We start from the raw sequence: 24,401 nt of genomic DNA, 5'->3' as shown, positions 1-24,401 counted from the left end.
ATGGCCACTTGCCCGTAAAGCGGCACTGAGGCATAAGGGCATATCAAAAAAACAAGGACGTTATCGTGCGCCTTCTCTCTCGTCTTCTCTGGCTGCTCCTCGCGCTGCTGGTCATTGCCGTGGCCGTGGTCCTGTACTACGTTGCCAACCCTCGCCTGCCGTTCTACACGCCCGTCGAAAAGGTGCATTACCTGGACCAATGGAGCGCCGCCGAGCGTCAGACCTACTACTTCACCCCCCAAGGCACCCAGGTGAAGGGCCTGCGCTACAACTGGTTCACCGCCCTCGAACTGCCGTTTTCGCAACAGCGGTTCGCTTCGCCTGAGTACCTGGCGCGTTTCGGCTTCCTGGTGGACCCGGCGCAGAAAGCCTCGCCCGATAACCCCGGCAACCTGCCAGTGGGTTTCGCCCGGCATCAGAACCCGGGCGGTACCGACGAATACCTGGACATCACCTGCGCGGCCTGTCACACCGGTGAATTGCGCTTCAAGGGCCAGGCGATACGGATCGATGGCGGTTCGGCACAACACGTCCTGCCCTCCAGCGTACCGACCTTGCGCGGCGGCAGTTTCGGACAGGCACTGGTCGCCAGTCTTGTTTCTACTTATTACAACCCGTGGAAATTCGAACGTTTCGCCCGCCAGGTCCTGGGTAACGACTATGAAGCTGGTCATGAAGACCTGCGTAAGGCGTTCAAGGCCTCCCTCGACACCTTCTTGCGGGTGGCCTGGAATGACACCCATCGCGGCCTCTACCCCACCGAGGAAGGTCCCGGCCGTACCGACGCCTTTGGCCGCATTGCCAACGCCAGCTTCGGCGACGCCATTTCGCCGGCCAACTACCGGGTGGCCAACGCCCCGGTGGATTACCCGCAGTTGTGGGAAATGTGGACGTTCGACTGGGTGCAATGGAATGGCTCGGCCCAGCAACCGATGGCCCGCAACGTCGGCGAGGCGCTGGGCGTTGGCGCCACGTTGAGTTTCTTCGACGCTCAGGGCAAACCGCTGCAAGGCGACGCGCGCTACCCTTCCAGCGTACGCGTACGCGACCTGAACAAGATCGAAGAGACCTTGCAACTGCTCAAGCCGCCCGCGTGGCCGGAGTCGCTGCTGGGCACGATCGACAAACCGCTGGCCGCCAAAGGCCGCGCCCTGTTCAATGAAAATTGTGCAGGCTGCCATGTGCCCCAGGTGATCCAGGGACCCGACCGACCGGTGCAGCAACTGCACATGCTGCCCGTGCAGGTGATCGGCACCGACCCGGGCACCGCCAATAACATCGCTGACCACCGCTTCGACCTGACCAGCCTGCAGTGGGATCCGGCCGAGCTGGCGAAGCTGGAGGTGCAACTGCACCCAACCCCGAAAGAGCCGCTGGACCTGAGCCAGCTGTCGGTCGCCAAGGGCCTGGCTTATGTCACCGCGTTCGTCGAGAACCGCGCCTACCGCGACGCCGGCGTCACCCCCGCCGAGCGTCCGGCCCTGGACGGTTTCGGCCTGCCCATCGGCGTGCGCGAGCTGCGCGCCTACAAGGCCCGGCCACTGGCGGGCGTCTGGGCCACGCCCCCGTTCCTGCACAACGGCTCGGTGCCGACGATCTACCAACTGCTGTCGCCCCAGGACGAGCGGGCCACCACCTTTTATAAAGGCAACTTCGAGTACGACCCGCGACACCTCGGTTATCGCACCGAAGCCTTCACCAACGGTTTTCTCTTCGACACCCGCATAACCGGCAATCACAACAGTGGTCATGAGTTCCGCGCCGGTGAAAAGGGCAACGGCGTCATTGGCCGTCTGTTGCAACCGCAGGAACGCTGGGCTTTGCTGGAATACCTGAAGGTGCTGGGCGGACCGCTGGAGTCGCAACTGTAATGATGAACCTCACCCGCAAAAGGATTTCTCCATGTTGACCACGCTCTGGCTGCGCCTCGGTGCCTTCTTGGGCAAGACGCTCCTGTGGCTGCTGGGCCTCGGGCTGCTCGGCTGGGCATTGGCGACGGCCTGGTACGCCTGGCACCACAGCGGCCCGGTGCCTGACCAGGAGCAGATACCGCCCGGCGAAGCCGCCATGACCCAGGACATCATCCAGACGGCGATCCGCATCGTCGATCAACACCGCGAAGGCACGCGCTACCTGCGCGACGCCCACGCCAAGGCCCACGGCTGCGTCATGGCCGAGGTGCAGGTGCCGAACGATCTGCCGACCGTGTTGCGCCAGGGTGTGTTCGCCGAGCCGGGCAAGGTCTGGCAAGCGACGATGCGCCTGTCCAATGGCAACGCCTACCCTCAGTTCGACAGCCTGCGGGATGCGCGCGGGATGGCGATCAAGCTGCTGGACGTGCCCGGCAAGCAACTGCTGGATGATCGCCAGTCACACGGCGAACAGGATTTCGTGATGTTCAACCATCCGAACTTCTTCGTCAGCGATGTCGCCGAGTACCGTCAGAATGTGGCTGCCCAGGCCGATGGAAAGAAAGCCATGGCGTTCTTTCCGAGCGTGGACCCGCGCAGTTGGCAGATTCGCCATCTCTTCATCGCCCTGGCGACCCTTTCACCGCCACCGGCCAGCCCGACCCAGACCACCTATTTTTCGGTTTCGCCCTACAAATTCGGCACGGCCAATGCGAAGTTTCGCGTAGCGCCAGACCCGGACAGTTGCCCGGCCTATACCCTGCCCGCGCAGAACCAGGCATTGCCCAACTTCCTGCGCAGCGCCCTCAATCAGCAGTTATCCACAGACCGCGTGCCGGCGTGCTTTGTCTTGCAGGTCCAGCGCCAGGATCCGCGCAAGTACATGCCGATCGAAGACACCAGCATTGAATGGCGCGAAAGTGATGCGCCGTTCGAGACCGTGGCGCGCATCAAGGTGCCCGCCCAGGACTTCGACACCCCCAAGCTGAACCTGGCCTGTGATAACCAGTCGTTCAACCCGTGGTTCGGCCTGGAAGCGCACCGCCCCATCGGTGGCATCAACCGTCTGCGCAAAGCGGTGTATGAAGCCGTCAGCGATTACCGGCACAGTCGCAATGCCGAGCAATAGACACGCAAAACGTCCCGTTGAGGCGCTCCCGCGCTGAGCGTGGGAACGCCATCCTGAGTAAACGCCAGGCAACAAAAAGCCCGCTCAATGAGCGGGCTTTTTGTGGGTGACCTGGCGTTCAGTGCTCCAGGTGACCGAATATGGCGCAGCGGACGGGACTCGAACCCGCGACCCCCGGCGTGACAGGCCGGTATTCTAACCGACTGAACTACCGCTGCGCGTAACATTGAAAGGTGGTGGGTGATGACGGGATCGAACCGCCGACATTCTGCTTGTAAGGCAGACGCTCTCCCGGCTGAGCTAATCACCCTGCACTTTCGATGCGGGGCGCATTCTCTCACAGTTTTTTGTAACGTGCTGATTTAATTGCAAAAACCAGAAAAAAAAACTGAAGAACACGCACCGCGTAAACCACAGACAACAAAAAGCCCGCGTTAGCGGGCTTTTCGAGGTGACCTGGCGTTCAGTGTTCCAGGTAACCGAATATGGCGCAGCGGACGGGACTCGAACCCGCGACCCCCGGCGTGACAGGCCGGTATTCTAACCGACTGAACTACCGCTGCGCGTAACACTTGAAACGAATGGTGGGTGATGACGGGATCGAACCGCCGACATTCTGCTTGTAAGGCAGACGCTCTCCCGGCTGAGCTAATCACCCTTCGCTTTCGGTGTGGCGCGCATTCTACGGAGCACTCCTCAAGCTGGCAAGCACTTTTTAAATTAATTTTTTCAGGCCTTCCAAAGGCTTAGCGAAGGGTTGGCCTATGGCGCCGCGCGGAGAATAATGCCCCCCTTTGTATAAAGGAGAGACTCACCCCATGTGGTTCAAGAACCTGCTTATCTATCGCCTGACCCAAGATCTGCCTGTTGATGCCGAGGCGTTGGAAACTGCACTGGCCAGCAAACTGGCGCGTCCATGTGCAAGCCAGGAGTTGACCACGTACGGTTTCGTCGCGCCGTTTGGCAAAGGCGAAGACGCGCCGCTGGTGCATGTCAGCCAGGACTTCCTGCTGATTGCCGCTCGCAAGGAAGAACGCATTCTGCCGGGCAGCGTCGTACGCGATGCCCTGAAGGAAAAGGTCGAGGAAATCGAGGCCGAGCAAATGCGCAAGGTCTACAAGAAGGAGCGTGACCAACTCAAGGACGAAATCATCCAGGCATTCCTGCCCCGTGCCTTCATTCGCCGCTCGTCCACCTTCGCCGCCATCGCGCCGAAGCAAGGGCTGATCCTGGTGAACTCCGCCAGCCCCAAGCGCGCCGAAGACCTGCTGTCGACCCTGCGTGAAGTCATCGGCACCCTGCCCGTGCGCCCGCTGACGGTCAAAGTGGCCCCGACCGCCATCATGACCGATTGGGTCAAGACGCAGAAAGCCGCCGACGATTTCTTCGTGCTGGACGAATGCGAGTTGCGCGACACCCACGAAGACGGCGGGATCGTGCGTTGCAAGCGCCAGGACCTGACCAGCGATGAGATCCAGTTGCACCTGAACACCGGCAAGGTGGTCACGCAACTGTCCCTGGCCTGGCAGGACAAACTGTCCTTCGTGCTGGACGACAAGATGGTGGTCAAGCGCCTGAAATTCGAAGACCTGTTGCAGGACCAGGCAGAGCAGGATGGCGGCGACGAAGCCCTCGGCCAACTGGACGCCAGCTTCACGCTGATGATGCTGACCTTTGGCGAGTTCCTGCCGGCACTGGTCGACGCACTGGGCGGAGAAGAGATTCCCCAGGGAATCTGACGGCTGGTGATCTCAACGGTGGGAGCGGGCTTGCTCGCGAACGCGGTGTATCAGTCGGCATAAATTGTTGACTGATACACCGCGTTCGCGAGCAAGCCCGCTCCCACACTTGTTTGTGGGTTTCATTTGATAACAAGGATCTGGCCATGCGCGCATTGGCAGCACTGAGCCGCTTCGTCGGCAATACCTTCGCTTATTGGGTACTGATTTTCGCGGTGGTGGCGTTCCTGCTACCGACCTGGTTCATCGGCCTGAAAGGCGCCATCGTGCCGCTGCTGGGGCTGGTGATGTTCGGCATGGGCCTGACCCTCAAGCTCGAAGACTTCGCCGAGGTCGCCCGTCATCCATGGCGCGTAGCCCTGGGCGTGGTGGCGCATTTCGTGATCATGCCCGGCGTGGCGTGGTTGCTCTGCCAGGTGTTCCACCTGCCGCCGGAAATCGCCGTTGGCGTGATCCTGGTGGGGTGCTGCCCGAGCGGCACCTCGTCCAATGTCATGACCTGGCTGGCCCGTGGCGACCTGGCCCTGTCGGTGGCCATCGCCGCCGTCACCACCCTGCTCGCGCCGCTGCTGACGCCGGCACTGATCTGGCTGCTGGCTTCGGCCTGGCTGCCAGTGTCGTTCATGGACCTGTTCTGGTCGATCCTGCAAGTGGTGTTGCTGCCGATCGTCCTGGGCGTGGTCGCACAACGCCTGTTGGGGGACAAGGTTCGCCACGCGGTGGAAGTGTTGCCCCTGGTGTCGGTGGTGAGCATCGTCATCATCGTCACCGCGGTCGTTGCCGCCAGCCAGGCGAAAATCGCCGAATCGGGCCTGCTGATCATGGCGGTGGTGATGCTGCACAACAGCTTCGGCTTCCTGCTGGGCTATTTCACCGGCCACCTGTTCAAGCTACCGCTGGCCCAGCGTAAATCCCTGGCACTGGAAGTGGGCATGCAGAACTCCGGGTTGGGAGCAGCCCTGGCCAGCGCGCATTTCTCGCCGTTGGCGGCGGTGCCCAGTGCGTTGTTCAGCGTCTGGCACAACATCTCCGGGGCCCTGCTCTCCACTTATTTCCGGCACATGAGCGAGAAGCAGGACCGCGAGGCGCTCGCCGCGAAGCAAGCGGTGGACTGAACGCAGGCTTGATCGAGTGCTCGAGAATGGGCACTCTACCCCTCGAGCGCGGGGACGACCCCGCCACTTGAATCGTCCGTCGATCAAGTCTCAATCCGGGGACGACCCCATCTTCGATGGAGGTTTGCGATGTCCTGGATCATTCTGTTTTTTGCCGGCCTGGCCGAAGTTGGCTGGGCAGTCGGCTTGAAGTACACCGACGGTTTCAGCCGCCCGCTCCCCACTGCACTGACGATTGCCGCCATGGTGATCAGCCTCGGCCTGCTCGGCCTGGCCATGAAGGAACTGCCCCTGGGCACGGCCTATGCGATCTGGACCGGGGTCGGCGCCGTGGGCACGGTCATCGCCGGGATCATTCTGTTTGGTGAGTCGATGGCGCTGGTTCGGTTGGCCAGCGTGGCGTTGATCGTGGCGGGTCTGATCGGGCTGAAGCTCAGCGCATGATCCCTGTGGGAGCGAGCAAGCCCGCTCCCACAGGATCTCTGTGCTACCTGACACTCCCGCGCAACTCGCCTACCAACGCTTGCAGCTTGGCCGGCTCCGCCAGTTCCACCGCCACTGCCGGCCCTGCCACCAAGGTCACCCGCGACCACAACCGGCGAAACAGCCCCTTGGCCGGGTCACGACTGAAGAAGCTGCCCCACAGGCCCTGCAATGCCAGGGGAATCACCGGCACCGGGGTTTCCTGGAGAATGCGGGTCAGGCCGCTCTTGAACTCATTGATCTCACCGTCGGCGGTCAGTTTGCCTTCCGGGAAGATGCACACCAATTCGCCCTCCGCGAGGTACTGGGCGATGCGCTTGAAGGCCTTTTCGTAGATGTGGATGTCTTCCTGGCGCCCGGCGATCGGAATCGCCCCGGCCGTGCGGAAGATGAAGTTCAACACCGGCAGGTTGTAGATCTTGTAGTACATCACGAAGCGAATCGGCCGACGCACCGCGCCGCCAATCAGCAAGGCATCGACGAACGACACGTGATTGCAGACCAGCAACGCTGCGCCTTCATCGGGAATCGCGTCCAGGTTGCGATGCTCCACGCGGTACATCGAATGGCTCAGCAGCCAGATCATGAAACGCATGCTGAACTCGGGGACGATCTTGAAGATGTAGGCGTTTACGCCGACGTTGAGCAGCGACACCACCAGGAACAGCTGCGGGATCGACAGCTTGGCGACGCTCAGCAACACGATGGACACGATGGCCGACACCACCATGAACAGGGCATTGAGAATGTTGTTGGCGGCGATCACCCGGGCCCGTTCGTTTTCGGCGGTGCGGGACTGGATCAGCGCGTACAGCGGCACGATGTAGAAGCCGCCGAAGACACCGAGTCCGAGGATGTCGATCAGCACCAGCCAGGCATGACCGAAGCCGAGCACCTCGAGCCAGCCATGCCCCTGGACGCTGTCGGGAATCGCGCCGGAATGCCACCACAACAACAGCCCGAACACCGTCAACCCGAACGAACCGAACGGCACCAGGCCGATCTCGACCTTGCGCCCGGAGAGCCGCTCGCAGAGCATCGAGCCCAGGGCGATCCCCACCGAGAACACCGTCAGGATCAAGGTGACCACGGTTTCGTCGCCGTGCATCCACTCCTTGGCGTAGGCCGGGATTTGCGTCAGGTAGATCGCCCCGACGAACCAGAACCACGAGTTGCCGACAATCGAACGAGACACCGCCGGGGTTTGCCCCAGACCCAGTTTCAGCGTGGCCCAGGATTGGCTGAAGATGTTCCAGTTCAGGCGCATCTGCGGCGAGGCCGCCGCCGCGCGGGGGATACTGCGGCTGGCCAGGTAGCCGAGCACGGCAATGCCGACGATGGCGCTCGACACCACCGGCGCGTAATGCGTCGAGGACATCATGATCCCGGCGCCGATGGTGCCGGCGAGGATCGCCAGGAAGGTGCCCATCTCCACCAGGCCGTTGCCGCCGACCAGCTCATCCTCGCGCAAGGCTTGTGGCAGGATCGAATACTTCACGGGCCCGAACAGCGCCGAATGGGTGCCCATGGCGAACAGCGCCAGCAGCATCAGCGACAGGTGATCGAACAGAAAACCCACCGCGCCGACCGCCATGATGACGATTTCGCCCAGCTTGATCAGGCGGATCAACGCATCCTTGGCGAATTTTTCACCGAACTGCCCGGCCAGGGCCGAGAACAGGAAGAACGGCAGGATGAACAGCAACGCACACAGGTTGACCCAGATCGAACGGTCGCCCTCGATGGTCAGCCGATAGAGGATCGCGAGAATCAGCGACTGCTTGAACACGTTGTCGTTGAACGCACCCAGGGACTGGGTGATGAAGAACGGCAGGAAACGCCGCGTGCGTAGCAAGGTGAACTGCGAGGGGTGACTCATCTTCCGTGTTCCTGAGTGGCCTGGACGCTTATTGGAATAACGCTTTTCGATCCAGGCCACACATTACCCCAGGCCATGCACGGCTTGGAGAGGCGCGGCGATTATTTTGCCAATCCGGCAATGCACGGTGACACAAACAGCTCGCCATGCCAGGCCCCCATCACCGTGCGCCGGCCGACAATCAGCCACATCAGCGCCAGCAACACCACCAGCGCGCAGCCGAACACGTCGAAGAAACCCAACTCCAACAGGTCCGCCAGTTTCAGGGTGGTCAGCGCATACACGCCCAGGGGAAAGGTAAAGCCCCACCAACCGAGATTGAACGGGATGCCCTCGCGCAGGTATCGCGCGGTGATCAGCAAGGCCATCAACATCCACCAGAACCCCAGCCCCCACAGTGTGATGCCGGCCACCAGCCCCAGCCCGGCGGCGATTTCACCCACGCCCGGCAAGCCATTGGCGGCAAAGATCATCGGCGCCTCGCCCCCCAGCAGCAACATGCCCAGGGCACCGGTGCCGATCGGGCCAAGGGCCAGCCAGCTCGACGCCGCCATGTTCTCGTGAGGCAGTTTGTGCAAGGCCATGCGCAGCAACAGGATCGTCAGGATGCTGAACGCCACCGGCAGGGAAAAGGCCCAGAGCACGTAGCTGGTGACCAACATGACCAGTTGCGCGTGTGCGTCGGCCAAGTGCGGCGCCAACAGCCCGCCGCTGGCGGCGGCGACTTCAGCGGCCACCACCGGCAGCAGCCATACCGCGGTCATCTGGTCGATCCGGTGTTCCTGGCGAGTAAACATCAGGAAGGGAATCAGCACACCGCAGGCCAGGGACATGGCTACGTCAACCCACCATAGCGCTTGCGCCAACGGCACCACGGCGTCGCCCCAGCGCGGCAACCCGAACACCAGCAGGCCGTTGATGAGGGTCGCCAGCCCCATGGGGATGGTGCCGAAAAACATCGAGACCGTTGAGTGGCCGAAAATCCGCCGCGCTTCGTCGAAGAACAACCACCAACGGGCGGCGTACAACCCGGCGAACAGGATGAACAGCAGCGTATTGAACACCCACAACCCTTCACCCACCACACGCAAGGCCGGCACGTTCCCTGGCCATTGCGCCAGGGCCAGCGCCAGCACGCCGGTGCCCATGGTGACGGCGAACCAGTTGGGGGTGAATTGGCGAATGGCTTCCAGTGGCCTGGGCAAATGGCTCAGGGGACGCAAGCGGGTCTTGGCGGCACAGCATGGCATGGCAGAACTCCTGTCCTCGGTTGAGGTGAGGCCATGCTATAGCCGACTCGAATATCTATATAACGGGTAATTTCTCTATCTGTTATCGATTTCGCAAATACCTTCATGCCTCCGGTCCACCTTGCCCTACGACTCAAGTGACCCAGACAAACCATTTGTTTGAGAACACCGGATCCCCTCTGTGATAAAGCGACTTGGCGCTGAAAACGTAGGGGCCTTTATCAGCAGTTATCGAGAAACGCCAAGTACCGGAGGCTTGATCAGCTGTTGCCTGGCCGAGGCTAGTCATACCCGCGCCCTCGCCGTCATAGATCTCAACTAGATGTCCCTTGCTCGCCTGACCCGATAACGTCAATGCAGCCCTGCTGCTGTCGCCGCCAGGTGGAATATCGTTGCCCAAGTCGTCCTGAACACTGTCGATGGTCGGTGTAACCAGCTCCACGATCGTAAGCAGGCGCACGTTCGTGAATACAGGGTCACCGCTGTGATAGAGCGATTTAGCGTAGATATTATGGGAGCCTTTCCCCATCGTGAGGTTGCCAATCCAATAACCGGTTTCAGGATGAGCTCTCGCGAAGCCCCTGGAAACCGGAAGTCCGATACCAGTAATGGTCAAGAGCTCGATTGTCTGGTCCTTGCTTGCCGAACCATACAAGTACAGATAGGTACTGGTGGTGTAACCGCGGTGCTCCACTGTTTGATGATCTCTGTCTTGAATATCTCTGAGGGTCGGATCGATAAGTGGCACGACCGTCAGGTTGCGTACGTTCGAATAGACGTTGCCGCTGTGATAGCGCGACTTGGCGTAGAGCCGACAGGACTTCGTCTCAACGGTAATAACGCGGCTCCAGAGACCGGTTACTCGGTCGGCTGTCGCTTCACCTTTGGAAACCGCATCGCCTCCAGAGCCTTCGAATATCTGGACGTCATGGCCTTTACTCGCCTCGCCTGACAGCGTCAACGAGGTACTGACGGTGAACCCACCCTCCTCAATCTCTCCACCTTTGGCGTTTTTAACGCTGTCCAAGGTCGGTGTGACCAGTTCCACGATCGTGAAAGTGCGCACGTTCGAGTAAATCGACCCACTGGTGGGATAAAGCGCCTTGGCGTAGAGGCGATGGGCACCTTCACCAACGGTTATAGTGAAGTCCCAAAGACCGGTTGTTTGATTAGCTGTCGCTTGGCCCTTGGACACCGCAGTGTCTCCACTGCCATCGAAGATCTCGACTTTCTGCCCCTTGCCAGCCTGCCCCGATAACTTGACCGTGCTCACCACGGTGCTAAGGACAAAAGTATCGTTCTCGACCTCCTGATCATTGGCCCCCTTGACGCTGACCAGGGTCGGTGGGGACGCCAGTTTGACGGTATAGGTACGAGGCGGGAAGGTGGTCGCATTGGCCTCGTTTGTGGTTTTACTCAGGTCAGCCTTGAACTCCATTGTGAGGGTGCTGCTGTGCTTCAACTGCTTCAAATAGTTGTAGTCCGCTGAAACCTCATAGGAGCCTCGGTCAATCCAACCCGGATTGACCCTCGGGCCCCGTGGCGGCGGTGCCCAGATATCCAGGTCATAGGGGACGGTCCCGTCGGCCTTGGTGCCCTTGAGGCGCAGCCACACATCCTGATCCGCAGCGATATGGGGCCAGACGCCAACCCAACAGGCGGCGTTGGCATTGACGGATTCCAGGTCCAGCTCAGCGCCTTCCCCCCCGTTGGCGGCCAGCAGGATCTTCGGTTTGGCGCTTAAAAGATCGTCTTGGGCGAAGGCCTGTACCATCAGATTGAGTGGAGCTGACGGTGACAAATCCGCGCCATCACGGGTCACCCTATAGGTGACTGTTACCGCTCGGCCAACGTTATAGGCGATCACTTCGACAGGCATGGGAATCTCGCGGCTGGCGGGCAGCGCTAACAGCTGGGTGGTATGGGAGCCGCCCCCCGGGGTGCCGGCCCAGGTCACTTTGACCTGATCATCGTGTTGGATGCCGTAATCCGGAATCCCCACGGTCAGTGCATTCTGGGCCGCCACCGGATTCAATTGCTGGTCAGGAGAGGTGCCAGTGGCCTGCTTGACGCTTGGGGCGCGCAGGTCCAAGGCGGCGCGAATGGTATAGGTGCGTAGCGCGAACGTGGTGGCCTGATCTTCATCGGTACTCTGGTTGAAGGAGGCCTTGAACTCCAGCTTCAGCGTGCTGCCGTCGCGTAGCGCCAGCAAATCGTCGTAAGGGATTTCTTTTTCACCGTACCCTCGGTCATACCATAGCTTGCTCACCCAATTACCTGACCCTCGCCATAGATCTTTTCTGTAAATTGAACCATCGATCTTAACGCCCTCCACGCGTAGCCATGTGCGTTGCCCATGCGCCACATGCGGCCAGCTATCAACTTGCACCCACACATCACCCGACACGCTGCCCATGTCCAGTTCGGTGCCATTGCCGTTCTGCGCGGCCTCGCGGATACGCGGCTTGCTCGGCTCCAGCGCATCGGCGGGCATCACCTGCACTGCCACTGTCAACGCAGCGGACGAAGGTCGTACTTCGCCGTTGCGGGTGATGGTGTAGAGGACCGTCACCGACCGGCCCAGGTTATAGGCAATCACTGTCACCGGAACCTCGATCTCCCGGTTGCCCGGCACTGCTTGCGCGGGGACGACGCAGGAGCCGTCACCTTCAGTGCCTGTCCAGGTCACGCTGACCAGATCGCCCGGCAGGACGCCGTAATCCGGAATCACCACGGTCAAGGCATCCTTGGCCGCCACGGGATTGAGTTGTTGGCTGGGCGCGTTGCCGGTGGCCTGTTTGATGCTGGGGGCGGACAGGCTCAGAGCGGCGCGAATGGTATAAGTGCGTTGCGGAAAGAGAGTGGCCTGTGCCTCGTCATGGCTCATGTTGAAGGAAGCCTTGAGCTTGAGCGTCAACGTGCTGCCGTCGCGCAGCGCTTGCAGATCGATGTGGGAAATGGGCCTTTCACTGTATCCATCCCGATACCATTGCGCGCCCACCCAACTACCCGATCCGTTCCATATCTGCTCGTAACCCGAGCCATCGGTCTTCGTACCCTCCACGCGTATCCATGTGCGTTGGCCGTGTGCTATATGCGGCCAGCTATCGATGCGCAACGTGGCGTCCTCGGTCAGGTTGCGCACATCAAACTCAACCCCCTCACCGTGGTTGGCGGCCTCCAGCATCCTCGGCTTGCCTACCAACAAATCCTCTTCGGCGATAACCTGTATCGCCAGGTGAAACAAATCCGATGCCGGCGACTCACTCCCCCCGTCCGGGGTCATGGTGTAACTGACCGTCACCGATTGGCCCAGGCTGTAGGCGATCAGCGCTACCGGCAACGGAATCGATTTTTCCCCCACCGTTCCCACCTCGACCGGTTCAGTGGTATACGAACCTTCCTCCGGGCTACCGGCCGCGCCGGTCCAGGTCACGCGAATCTTGTCTGTGCCGCGCATGCCATCGTAGTGCGGCACCACCGCCGTCAGCGTCTCCAGCGCCGCGAGTGGATCGAGCTCGGTGCCGGGCGCCTCGGCGATGCTCAAGGCCGGCAGATAGTTGACACCGCCAAGGAGTGTCGGCGGCTGTTGGAAGCGAATGCAATCCAGGCGCAGCGTGAAATCACCGCTGACGTCTGCCGCCGTCGTCATGCTCCAGGTCAGGCCGCTGGCGGTCAGGGGGCGATCGCCGGCGGGTTCGAGCTGCAAGCGTTGCGTCGGATCGACGCTGAACGCCAGGTCCTGGCCGATCAGCACGCTGTTGGCGCTTGGCTTTAGGGTCAGTTGATAGGACTGGCCCGGCAAGAGCCACAGATGCTCGTCCGGGGAAATCTGCGCCGCGTCGACGCTGATTTCGAATTGTTCCCACAGATGGGTCGGGATGGTCTTGATGGTAAAGGCTTGCGCATCGGCTTCAGGCTTGTAAGGGCTGTCGACAACCGCGACGACCGTGGCATCGGCGCTTGGCTGGTAGCGCAGTATTGCCATCCCATCTTCCTCGGTGAGCAGGGTCTCCAGCAGCTCATTGTCGTGGTGCCATTCGACGGCGAAGCCGGCTTCCGGTTTGCCGGAGACAGCGTAGTGAACCTTCACTCGCAGGTCGATGGTTTCTTCCTGCTCGACGCACGGCCAGTAGTCGGGCTGCCCGTGCTCGACGATATCGAGCTTGTAAGGTCCGACTATGCAGGCCAACCCTTCATGGGGGTCGGCATGGTAGACACTCTCGAAGCGCAGGGTGGCCGTCCTGCCGTTGATCTCGACGTTATCCACGTCGGTGTCGTGGCGAATCTCCCAGGCCTTGGCGATGTGCTGGGCGTCGTCATCCGCATCAGGCTCGGTCGGCGCCACGTGCAGCCCAGCCTGCTCGGCCTCGTTCGGATCGGTAAAGGAGACGTAGGCACTCGTGCCGACATGAACGCCGCCACCGGCCCATCCGCAGTCTTCGGCCACCGGCAGGATGAGACGGTGCGCCCCGCCCCCCCGACAGATCGGCATATAGGCACGCCCCTCCTTTTCCACCCAATAGCGGGCATTGATCCCGGACAGTTCGGGCATCGGTTCAGGAATGCTCAGTGCCAGCGGTTTGAGGTGCACGAACACCGTCACACCGGCGGCCAAATCGGGAGAGACCCCCGTCCCCAGGGCCTTGCCGGAAAAATGCAAATCGCCCGGGTCGACCGGCCAACCCGGTTCTTGGGTGATGGGTTGGTCAAGCTCGGGATCGGTCGTTGCATCGGCGGTCGCGGCAGATGGATCGAACAGTCCGGACTCAAAGGCCAGGGTCGCCTTGGGCTGAGTGTTTTCGTCGCTCAACTCGATGCTGTCATCGCAGACCAGCCAATCACGGGGATCCTCCTTCGCGGTGCTCGTTTGCAACTCCCGTGTCCAGAAATGCGCCCCGTCATTGAAATACGCCACCACCCGAGGGTTCTCGCTCGCTTGCTGCGTCGGCTGGTACAGGAACCGGAGCTGGTAGCCGGGCGGCGCCGTCAGGCGCAAATCGATGGGCAAAGCGAACTCGATGGCCGCTTGTGCTTGGCCATAAAGGTGGACAAACCGACGCTGGATGTCGTTACTCGACACGAATATGAGATCGGCACCACTGAAGCCTTCTCCAATGCGTCGCTTCCATTCGGAAGGCCAGGTGCTGCTGGGCAGATCGCCCGCCGTGCCCAACAGGTTGCGCTTGATCCGTTTTTCCAGGCTCATGTCCCACACTCCCAGACAGGTTGTGTTTACGTCAGGCCGGGCGACTGCGTGCCCGTTGTCAACGCGGTTGCATGCGCTCCCGTGCTACTGGCGCAACCCCGTCTCGTTCAAAAGCGTTTCGATTTGCGCGGCAAAGTCGCGGCCGCCATCGAGGGCGGTGTATTCCACCTCAATGATGATGTCGGTCAGCGATGCCAGGAGCTGCTCTTGCTGGCCTGGCTGCGTCCTTGGGATAGCGAGCTGCCAGGACGAAATCGCACCGGTTCGCTCAAAGGACGCGTAGCGGTCTTCGTCGAAAGCGAAACGCGAGCCGGTGCCGTCATCGTCCAGGGCATCGGACACGGTGATTTGCGGCTGAGCGCGCAGGTTGTAGCGCACATGGGTGGTATCGGCATCAGGGTGTTGCGGATCGTAGAGATGCCGGGCACCACCCGGATCGGGTTTGGTCAGCAACTTGCTGGAGATTTGCGTCAGCGTCATGCTGACCATTTCGTAAGGGGCCAGCAGCGCCGGCAATGTGATCGATACCCGACGGATCTGGCGCAAGTAATGGCCGGGATAGTCGCTGTCGTAAAACCGGCTGTCGAGGTTGAAATCCAGCTTGCCGGTGCTCTGCAGCATCTGGAGCTTATCGGCCCAGGGTTCTGGCGCGAAATAGTCACGCAGCGAGAGCATTTTGCGGATCGTCAGCCGCCGCTCATAACGATGGACAAAGGCCGATTCCATGCGCAGCAGACCAAGCGTCAGCGTCTCGCCGGCCGTGAAGCCATGATGGCTGTCGACCCATGCGCCAGGCAGGATGAAATGGCTTTCATAATCGCCGATTTCGTACTGCCAGCAGGACTGCACCGACAGACACAGGGCCGTGACCGCGTCGTAGGTCTGAAAATAAAGCGTGGCCATCTTGCTTTGCATCCAGCGATAGAGCGATGCCCTGGACGTGCGGGTCTGGGTGAGAAACGTGTACATCTCCCGGGCCTGTTCAATGGCACGCATCTGCTGGTTGACCGAGACCACCGAGGCCTGGATCTGAATTTTCTGGGCTTGCAGCTGCTTGTCCAGTGCGGTCAGCTCGGCGAGCACTGCCTTGTGTTGGAAGTTCCATTCGTCACGCATGCGCTGTTGCGAACCGTAGCGGTCGTGCAGCGTGCTCCAGATCGACTCTGCTTGACCGTACGTGCTCAGCATTGTCGCAGGTGCCTGGAACACACTGCTGAATTTCATCCCCCCGGTAGCCATCCCGATAATGTTGGGAGCAGCATCCGCCCCCTGCCCCACAGCGCTGACGAATCCCGCGAGTACCGTGTTTGTCTTTGCCTGTTGCAGACTCTTGGCCGCCTTGATTTCTTCCCTGTTGAGATCCCCGGAGATCAGCCCCTTGAAATACTTTTCCCGCACGTCGATCGCATCTCGAGAGGCCTCGAGGGCCTCGAGCGTGACACCTGCATGCTTCAACAGCTCGGCTTGCAGTTCGCGGCTGAAGTCCCCCATCTCGATCAGGTGTTCCTGTTGCAAGGTTTCCTGGTCGCAGCGATCGGCCTGCTCCATGTATTGGCGCAGTTGATCGCCAAACCGGCACAGGGTCTGTACCGCCTGTTGCGCACGGGGCAGGATGGCCATGAAGCGGTAAGGCGGGACGATAGGCGGCGTCAGGATATCCCGTAGATTGAACCCCCCACCCCCTGCCTGGGCCCGCATCAGGTCTTTTGGATTGATGGGCATGTCGTAAAGCGGCAGGTCGATGGGCTTGCCGTCGAGGGTCAGGTAATGCCGCAGGTTGTGCAGCCGGGCTTGCAGCGTATCCCAGACGTCCAGCAGGTCGCGGTTTATTTCCGGCCGGAAGTCCGGATGGTCCAACAGCGGTGCCCACCCTGCATGGCCGGATGTCAGCGGTAGATTGACCAGCCTATCGGCCGACAGGAATGGGACGAGCGCGTCGAAACACCCGAGGTTCCGTGCATCTTGCAGTTCATCAAGTGATTTGGGCGTCCAGTTGGAAGCACCGCGCACGTCGGGTGCCGGTCCCATCATGCGCGCAGCCCGCAGATAGAGCATTTTGGCTTCGGTCAGGCTGTCGCGGGTCAGCTGCCTGTAGAGCCAGTCGCCCCATTCGATCAGGGTTTCAACATAGTCGCGAAAGATCCGTTTGCGATAGTGAACCGGGTTGCTGTAGGCGATGGCATCCGGATCGGCGGGTGATGCCACTTCGAAGCTTGGATCGCCCTCCATCAACAGCGGGCGCGAGCGCCAATAGGCGATGGTTTCGATGCGCCCCGGGTTGATCCTGGTGGATGGATCGAACAGATGGTGCAGCCAGCCGAGCGCATCCTCGTAGCTCATCTCACGGCGTAGCCGTACCGCTATCAGGTGCGGAAGATGGAAGAAAATCTCCCAGAAATAGCGCCCGTTCGCCCCGTGGAAGTCGAGAAACTCCGGTTCATTGGACCCAGGACGCGGTGGTTCTTCAGTGTGCTGACTGTCCCAGGAGAGCAAATTGTCGATGGAGAGCGCGGCCCGCTCCACCAATTCGCGACCGAACGTGGTGTTCAGGCGGATGGCGTCGACGGTTTTATCCGCGCCGAACTCAAGACCGAAATCAAGAAACTGACCGGCCTGGCCTTGAGCGTTTTCGGGGCCCCAGGCGATCCTCGGCCCGTCGAGCGACGGGGCTTTCAACCTGACCTCGTACTTTTGGTAGCCCTGGCTCCAGGTATCGTTGGCATATTCCCCCAACCCGACGGCAACGATCTGGGAATGGCTCGCCAAGGGAAGCGTTTTCAAATACGCCGCCGCGCCATTGAATCGAAAGAGCGGCAGCTCACCGGCGGGCGCCTCGTCTTCTCCCACCCAGATCGGCATGGCCACAGGGTTTGCCCATTGGGTGCGCCGAGTGAATGTTCTATTGAGTTTCAAGTCGGAATGGCTGCCGCCCGTAACCCTCAGCCAGGTTCCAAAGGTGTAGTAGGCGTCATCCGACATATTCGCGATGTGCAGGAATGTATCGTTATAAACCCCCTCCCTGTCCACTGCCGGAAAAGATGTGCCAAATCCGGGAGGTCCCCCCACAAAATTCACGTGGTGCCCCACCGCCCCCTGCTCGTTCAATAACTCGATCCGCACGGATGAACCACGCCACGACGAAAAATCAAGTTTCACGCTGTAGTAGTCGCGGCCAGAAGACGACTCACGGAACACCATATCGATATCAAAAAACGAAGACTCTGTTTGGGGGTCATTGGATTGGACGCGTGCCACGGCGTGAGACAACCACTTCTCATGCAACTTATGCGCGCTATCCACAGTGACGAGCAGGCTTTTTCCGGCGATGTTCATTGCCCGAAGGCGCAGATAGTCGGTGAACAGGGACGGATGCGCACTGCCTTTGACTCGGATGGATTCGACTGACCACGCCTTGTAGTCCCCCTCCTCACCCAACTGCGGCAAGCGTCGCTGGAGGTAAGAAGGGCCTTGATTCGGCGCCTCCTGCGAATACTGCGCGAGTAAGCGGTCAATGTGGCTGCGCTCTTTTGTCCCCAGATCGATGCGGTTCAACAGCTCATCCCACGCGTAGTAACAGGTCGTGCGATCGCCATCGGCGGTCGACAGGATAATGCCGAGCACCATCTGTTTCGCTTCTTTGGCAAGTCCGCTGTCACTGGTGATCGCCAGAAGAGCGCTCCGGCCTTCATCGGCACGTGCACGTCGGTGGCGCTTGCCGGGTGGCGTGCCCTGGCGTTCGAGCATGACGGTGTCAACGGTCGAGGGCGGCGCCCAAGTGCCGCTCAACCCGCGATAGGAAAAACGAATATCGAACTGGTCCCAGTTCAATCCCTCGGTCTGGCCAATCTCATTGAAGGACGAGCGCCCCACCCAGAACACGTAAAGCCGGTTACCGAAAAAGGTCAGGCGCACACTCGTTGCATCGCCAATGCCGGCCTCGATGGGCTCCCATTCGCTCCAGGCACTGGGGGGCACGCGGGTTTGCGCCTCGCCAAGAACGACCGCGACCTTGCGCCAGTAGTATTTGCTATCGGCGCGCTTGCGCCCGAGAAAGTAATAGTCCGCCCGATAAACCGTTGAATCGGACACCACGAAAGGCCCATCGATGTAACCGTTGAGCACATCGATATCGGCGACGTCCTCGAACTTTTCCAGATAGCCGAGCACGGACGATTGCGCACGCTCGGTGTTGAGGCGCCCTTGTGCCAGATCCCCTTCCAACTCTTCGTAAAACCGTGATTTGACGATGCGTAATTCAGGGTCGATGTAGTTTTCCGGATAGCTTTGCAGTTTCTCCGCGCCGGCCCAGATCGCATAACGGCTTTCCCACTGGCGCCAGGCCTCGACTTCCCGCGCATCGAAATCCTGCCCGAACCCCGGCTCGTCGCCGGAGTAGATGCCGTGGATATAGCGTTGCAGGCTGGCGATCTTCTCGCCCACGGCTGAAGTTTTCGGCGCCGTGCCGACATGGTGGTCGAACAGGTGATACGCATCCAGATCAGCGGCCGCCGCCAATACATTGGTATCACCATCCCGGGCCGCCACGGCGCCCAGGTAACATTCAAGGAGAGCGGTCTGGCGCTGCTTGCTCAAGTCTTCGAGTTTCGTCTTCAGATCTGTCATGGCCGCGCCCTCCTGGAACTCATTCCTGATCGGGACGATGGCTCATCCGCCTGGATTTTCGTGCGCAGGATCTGGCTGTAGCGGGCGCCTTGCAGCGTCGCGCCAATGGAGAACACCGCAGAAGGGTCTGGCAGTTGCCTGCAATCGATCTGCCAGCTCAATCGTCCGTCCTCGGGAAGCGGACGCATCTGCAGGAAACTCGGCGTAGCCACCAGCCCCTGGCCGACCGGATTGACGCCGCTCCAGGTCAGGGCGATCTCGCGCCCCGCCGTCATGCTGGCGTCGGACGTGTCCGCGAGGCTCAATGTGTAGCGCTTGCCGACAACGAACGTCAGCGAATCCAGCGGCTCGTCGCTCCCCGGCTGATCGACCGGCGTCAACGAGAAGTGCCAATCCGGTTCTGCCAAGACCTTCACCGTGAAGGTCACCGTCTGGCCCGCGGGGGCACTCAATGTTGCCAACAACGTGTGCTCTGCTGCCCGGTCGATCGGCACGGCAAAAACCGCCATGCCTTCGGAGTCGGTCTGCGTCTCTTTGCCATTTTCGTCACCGTTCATGGCCCAATGCACGGGGTATTCTCCCACCCCCTCAAAGCGCGTCGCGGCGCCTTCACCGACCTCGGCCTCCACCCGCACCCGCATGTGCACCACCTCGCCAGCCTGGGCAATCACCGACACACTGGCAGGTGACGCGGCGGCGAGCCTGGGCTCGGGAAGGATGATCATGTCTTGTTCGAAGACCTCTTCCCTGTCGTCGCCGCCCTGGGCAGGCAACAGGGTCGCACGGACCTTCATGACACCCTCCTTCACGACTGAGGAAGGCAACGGGAGCACGGCATACCCATCAGGATCGCAAACAACCGGTTCGTCGGGCTCATGGCTCGACCCGTCGGCAAACCGCACGCTCCAGGCGACGTGTTCCAGCGGCTTGCCCACGCCGCTCAGCGACAGCACACGGCAAGCAATAGCCGCATCCAGGCCCATCACATTCGGCCCCCTGAACCGCAGCCCATAAAATTTCGTATCGATGAACGGCGCGTCAATGAACCGAAACGCGGAAAACCCTTCCAGCTCCAGCCCCTCGCCAAGGCTGGCGCGCACTTTCGTCACCCCCTCTTCATTGCTGAACAACTGGGCACGGGCAACCCCGTTTTCATCGGCAACCGTCGTATCCTTCCTGAACTGACCCGGCCCTTCGCTGATGCTCCAGCGCACCCGCCGATTGCGCCCCCAGTTCCCATAGCGGTCGCGCAAGATGACCGACAACTCGAAGGCCTCGCGACGACCGGCCAGCTTGGGCGCGACGTCTTCATCCGGTTTCGGCTGACGCAGGGCCAGCGTTTCCTCATCGCAGTCGATGGTCACCGTGGGCATGGCAATGCGCTGGTCGAGTCCGATGGTTGCAAAGACGGTGGTGATGCCCATCTCGCCGCCCGCGATCAGCGTGACCTCGACCACACCGTCCGCATCCGTGTGGGAGACGTCCGCGTCCAGGGATCCGGGACCGGTCAGCGACCACCGCACGCGAATGTTGACCAACGGTTTACCGCTCAAATCACGCACCAGCAGGCGATACAGCGCCTGCGCCTTTTGCGGGGCGGAACTGAGCGTATTGGCGACCAGGCGTGCCTGGTCGACCGACGCCTCGCTCGTGGTCGCCTGGCCGACTTCGGGAGCATTACCCGACCCGCCCCGTTGCAGCCGCCCGGCGTAGAGGCTGCCGAGCGCGTATTGCACGGCGTAGCGATAGTCTTCGGTATTCGCAGACACCGGCAATCCGCCCAACTCGTGCAGGGCCAGAATACTCAGCTCGCTTGAGCGGGCCATTTCCAGCATGCGGATAAAGCCATTGAACTGGCTCAACTGGGTGATCACCCCCGTGGGCGTGATCACCCGAGCGGCCTCCAACACCTCGCGCGCGCTGACCCCGAGCATCTCCGCGACCTTGACGGCGGCGGCGTCCTGCATCAGGCGGGCATAGTCCTCGCTTTCAGCGATAAGATCAGGATCGAAGGCCAAGGGATCGTTGACCAGGGATAAATAGTCCATCAAGACCGATGGGGACGCCTGCATGCGCGAGGTGACATCGCGGTAAGTCTGCAGGTGATACAGGGTGCCCAGGGCAATCGCACCGGTGGCATCCAGGCCCGGCGCGAAACCAAAGGGGTCGGGGGCTTGCGGCCAGGCGTGCAACTGCCGCCTGCTGGCGGCATGACGGCTGAGCATTTCGCCATCGAGCTCGAACTGACGCACGACATCGGCCAGGCGTTGCAGGCTCCCCAGTTTCTGCAGCATGACGTCGACGTTGCTCCAGTCTTCGAAGTCATCGTCCTGGAGGAGCGCGTGCCGAGTCGGCATGGCGACACGAAAACGCCGTGCGACTGGATCGGACGGGCTCAACAGCCGCAAGACCCTCGTGCGCAACGACCCGGCGGGGGTCACCACCCCTTCGGTTTCCCACACCCAGCGCAAGATGTCGTAGACGCTCTGATCCGCCCACTCGATCAGCGGCAGGACCAGATCGGCGGAAATCGCCAGGTAGCTGGCCAGGTGCTCTTCGACCAGCGCCCGCTGCGAGGCCCGCATCCGCAGAATGACCGCGGTCACGGACTCCACCACCGTAGCTTTGAGCGTCTGCGCCTCACCCAGGTCGTCTCGGTGAATCGAATCCTGCTGGGCGATCCGCTCCACCACATCGGCGACGATGTTGCGCACGCTCATTGCGTAATCCGTGTCCGAACCCGAGACCCCATCCAGCACGATGCCCTGGGCATCGATGACGTCCGTCAGCGCCGCAATCCAGTCTATGCCGACGGCCGTTGCCCGCGCACTCAAGGTGGTTGGCACCCCTGCCTGCTCCAGCGCTTCATGGGTGATCCGCAGGCTGTCGAGCATCGTATGCAGGCTGGCGACCAGTTGCCGTTCGCTGTCACTGGCCACGGGCACCGTAGTGTTCGAACGCATGGCCCGCACGAACCAGGCCAGGTCGATACTTTTTTCCCGGCACCAGCGCACGCAATCGACGACGGCCATCAACGCCGCTGAAAAGTCCGTGGCTCCCAGCGTCGGCAACGCTTCCACCGACGGTACGCCAGCAATCTGCTTCAAGATCGGGCCCGACTGGCCAAGGGTCTGCACCAGCCCGATCAGGACGGTCGGGGGCACTTCCAGGTAGCGAGCGATGCTGGCAATGCGATAGAACGAAGACAGAATCTCCAGGTTGCGCTTGAGCTCCGGCGGGTCATAGCTATTGGCGATCACCCGTGCCATGTAGGTGAACTCGGATGTATCCAGGCCAAGGCTTGCACAAATCGCCTGGACCGTTTCACGCCCGTGCTCATCGATGTTGTCCTCGATCCTCGCGCTGAACGGCGAATTGTCCAGGACCAGGGGGGCGCCCAGCAGCCCATGGTTGACGAAAATACGGTCGTATTGAGCAGCCACCTCGCCAGCGCCAAAGACCGACACCTTGTCGAGCCAGGCGGCGAAATCCTCTGCGCTCACGCCATAACGCTGGCGCATCTCACAGAAAACCCCAAGGGCCTTGAGCGTGTTGCGGGTGATGTGCGGCGCGCCGTCGCCCTTCTCGGCGCGATGGGCGGCGACAATCAGTTGATCCATCTCTCGAAAAGAGGTCCCAAGCCAGCGGCTGAGCCGGATCAGCCGGTGGATCCGGTCAGCCCGTTCGTCCGTGAAATTGGCCAACCGAACAGGCGGGTCGAGCGGCACCGGTTCCGTATCCCTTGTTTCCTGGAAAGCCGGCGTGTCCTGGGCTGCCACCAGGTCGATGGCAGGGCGCTGCGCGCCATTGATGTACACCGCGCCAAACGCCTGCGGGCCGGGCTCCTGCGTCGCAGGCACATGAGCGGACAGGATCGGTAAGTCTTGCTTCACGGCGAACAGGCTGGCGAGCGTGTCCTGTGTTATCCCGGTGCGCGTACAGAACTCCGCGCTGTGCTCCAGGGCCACCCTGGAATAGACCCGATAGGTCGTCCAGTAGAAGTTCGCCATCTCTTCTTCGTTGCCGGGCCGAGCACCGTTGAACAGTGCTTCCAAGAGCAGTTCACGACGCGCCGGGCCGATCGGCAGGCTCAGCAGGAAGGTGTCGTCGCCGCGATCGGTCTGCATGCCTGAAACGGCGAAGTAATGGAAATCCGGATCCGTCGCCCGCGCCAGTTCGCCAAAGGCCGCTACCGAGGCGTCAAACAACGACAGGATCACCTGGAGCTGCTCAACCCAATGTTCGTACGGCATGCTCAAGGGATAACGCGCCGTTGCCAGGACCCTGTCGGCATCGACCGTGTCGGGTTCCGCTCGCTGCGCGACATCGAGAAGAGCGGCCTCCAGAATCCGTGTCGAGAGCGATAACACCGAACATTCCTGAGTCAGCGCCGCGCTGTCGATCGGTTCGCTGGCAATATCCGGTCGCCGGTCCTCCAGGCGAAAGCGGTTGCCCTCCTCTCCAGCGGCTTCCAGCAACAACGCCTTCCTGTAGAGGCTGAACAGATAAGCCACGGGAGAGGTTCTTGCTTCGATGGCATTCGGACGAGCCATGTTCGACCAGTCTTCGTCAAACTCCAGGTCATAACGCGGCCCATCCGTGAGCGAGGCAAAACCACGGCGCACATCATAGGTCAGGCGGTCCACGCCTCTGAGTTCGCGCTCGCGATACTGGCGCGTCATCCATATTGCCGCGCTCATCGCACGCTCGTGCAGCTCCCTGGCCTGCCCGATACGCAAGCCTTGGGCAATCCACCGCTCAGGGTGCTGCCGCGCCAACTCGAGGATCGAGCCCGCCTTCGCCACAATGGCATTGATTGTTTCGTTTGCACCAGGATTGAGTTGCGACATGAGGGCCGTCGCCAACGGCTCCCGGGCAGTTGAAGGCGAGCGAAGATCCGGTGGCATCGAAAGTTCTCCGAAGAAAGACTTCTAGACCCACAGCCTGCGCGCGAAACTACCCAGTTGAAGTCGCCCCCAAAAAAACGGCGGCGCTTTGGTGGCGATCCACCCTTTTACGATGGACCTGACCTGTGAACACTGCTCCAGACTCGCGCTTAGAGTC

Annotated in this window: 10 protein-coding genes and 4 tRNA genes; 5 read left to right on the top strand and 9 right to left on the bottom strand. The window is 61.2% G+C overall.

The window, feature by feature from the left end:
• Positions 1 to 65: 65 nt before the first annotated feature.
• Positions 66 to 1,871 (top strand): di-heme-cytochrome C peroxidase, encoded by a 1,806-nt coding sequence (locus tag AD664_RS08965; protein ID WP_053145987.1) that lies wholly within the window; start codon positions 66 to 68, stop codon positions 1,869 to 1,871.
• A 31-nt stretch (positions 1,872 to 1,902) separates the two neighbouring features.
• Entirely contained in the window at positions 1,903 to 3,039 is a 1,137-nt protein-coding gene (locus AD664_RS08960; RefSeq protein WP_053145985.1) for a catalase family protein, read from the top strand.
• A gap of 141 nt (positions 3,040 to 3,180) precedes the next feature.
• Here AD664_RS08960 and AD664_RS08955 read toward each other — a convergent pair.
• From AD664_RS08955 to AD664_RS08940, 4 genes are all read right to left on the bottom strand, one after another.
• Positions 3,181 to 3,257 (bottom strand) — tRNA-Asp (locus tag AD664_RS08955).
• Positions 3,258 to 3,273: 16 nt separating this feature from the next.
• Positions 3,274 to 3,349: transfer RNA gene (locus AD664_RS08950), tRNA-Val, on the bottom strand.
• Between the two features lie 176 nt (positions 3,350 to 3,525).
• Positions 3,526 to 3,602, bottom strand: a tRNA-Asp gene (locus AD664_RS08945).
• 19 nt (positions 3,603 to 3,621) lie between these two features.
• Positions 3,622 to 3,697: transfer RNA gene (locus AD664_RS08940), tRNA-Val, on the bottom strand.
• Positions 3,698 to 3,857: 160 nt separating this feature from the next.
• Here AD664_RS08940 and rdgC point away from each other — a divergent pair.
• From rdgC to sugE, 3 genes are all read left to right on the top strand, one after another.
• A complete protein-coding gene (rdgC, locus tag AD664_RS08935) occupies positions 3,858 to 4,778 on the top strand; it encodes a recombination-associated protein RdgC (protein WP_053145983.1) in 921 nt (306 codons plus the stop codon).
• Positions 4,779 to 4,924: 146 nt separating this feature from the next.
• Entirely contained in the window at positions 4,925 to 5,893 is a 969-nt protein-coding gene (locus AD664_RS08930) for a bile acid:sodium symporter family protein (RefSeq protein WP_053145981.1), read from the top strand.
• Positions 5,894 to 6,022: 129 nt separating this feature from the next.
• The gene (gene sugE, locus AD664_RS08925) at positions 6,023 to 6,337 is read left to right on the top strand and encodes a quaternary ammonium compound efflux SMR transporter SugE (RefSeq protein WP_053145979.1); all 315 of its coding nucleotides are present in this window, start codon (positions 6,023 to 6,025) and stop codon (positions 6,335 to 6,337) included.
• Between the two features lie 43 nt (positions 6,338 to 6,380).
• On the opposite strand, the gene AD664_RS08920 is transcribed toward sugE, so the two are convergent.
• From AD664_RS08920 to AD664_RS08900, 5 genes are all read right to left on the bottom strand, one after another.
• The gene (locus AD664_RS08920; RefSeq protein WP_053145977.1) at positions 6,381 to 8,255 is read right to left on the bottom strand and encodes an MFS transporter; all 1,875 of its coding nucleotides are present in this window, start codon (positions 8,253 to 8,255) and stop codon (positions 6,381 to 6,383) included.
• A 101-nt stretch (positions 8,256 to 8,356) separates the two neighbouring features.
• Complete coding sequence (locus AD664_RS08915; RefSeq protein WP_053145975.1) at positions 8,357 to 9,505, bottom strand: TDT family transporter; 1,149 nt, start codon at positions 9,503 to 9,505, stop codon at positions 8,357 to 8,359.
• A 133-nt stretch (positions 9,506 to 9,638) separates the two neighbouring features.
• On the bottom strand, positions 9,639 to 14,714 hold the full coding sequence (locus AD664_RS08910; protein WP_053145974.1) for a hypothetical protein: 5,076 nt from the start codon (positions 14,712 to 14,714) through the stop codon (positions 9,639 to 9,641).
• Between the two features lie 84 nt (positions 14,715 to 14,798).
• Entirely contained in the window at positions 14,799 to 19,337 is a 4,539-nt protein-coding gene (locus tag AD664_RS08905; RefSeq protein ID WP_053145972.1) for a neuraminidase-like domain-containing protein, read from the bottom strand.
• Positions 19,334 to 24,187 carry a Tc toxin subunit A gene (locus tag AD664_RS08900; RefSeq protein ID WP_053145969.1) on the bottom strand — a complete coding sequence of 1,618 codons (4,854 nt, stop codon included), beginning with the start codon at positions 24,185 to 24,187 and terminating at the stop codon, positions 19,334 to 19,336. Before AD664_RS08900 ends, AD664_RS08905 begins: the two co-directional genes overlap by 4 nt.
• Positions 24,188 to 24,401: the final 214 nt, after the last annotated feature.

The sequence above is a fragment of the Pseudomonas sp. P97.38 genome (assembly GCF_001269745.1).
Taxonomy (GTDB): Bacteria; Pseudomonadota; Gammaproteobacteria; order Pseudomonadales; family Pseudomonadaceae; genus Aquipseudomonas; species Aquipseudomonas chlororaphis_E.
The sequence above is the reverse complement of the archived record's forward strand: the minus strand, read 5'-3'. Positions and strand labels throughout refer to the sequence as shown.

Coding starts and splice junctions, on each gene's coding strand:
- AD664_RS08960 (WP_053145985.1), top strand. CDS start 1,903: ATGTTGACCACGCTCTGGCTGCGCCTCGGTGCCTTCTTGGGCAAGACG.
- rdgC (WP_053145983.1), top strand. CDS start 3,858: ATGTGGTTCAAGAACCTGCTTATCTATCGCCTGACCCAAGATCTGCCT.
- AD664_RS08930 (WP_053145981.1), top strand. CDS start 4,925: ATGCGCGCATTGGCAGCACTGAGCCGCTTCGTCGGCAATACCTTCGCT.
- sugE (WP_053145979.1), top strand. CDS start 6,023: ATGTCCTGGATCATTCTGTTTTTTGCCGGCCTGGCCGAAGTTGGCTGG.
- AD664_RS08920 (WP_053145977.1), bottom strand. CDS start 8,255: ATGAGTCACCCCTCGCAGTTCACCTTGCTACGCACGCGGCGTTTCCTG.
- AD664_RS08915 (WP_053145975.1), bottom strand. CDS start 9,505: ATGCCATGCTGTGCCGCCAAGACCCGCTTGCGTCCCCTGAGCCATTTG.
- AD664_RS08910 (WP_053145974.1), bottom strand. CDS start 14,714: ATGAGCCTGGAAAAACGGATCAAGCGCAACCTGTTGGGCACGGCGGGC.
- AD664_RS08905 (WP_053145972.1), bottom strand. CDS start 19,337: ATGACAGATCTGAAGACGAAACTCGAAGACTTGAGCAAGCAGCGCCAG.
- AD664_RS08900 (WP_053145969.1), bottom strand. CDS start 24,187: ATGTCGCAACTCAATCCTGGTGCAAACGAAACAATCAATGCCATTGTG.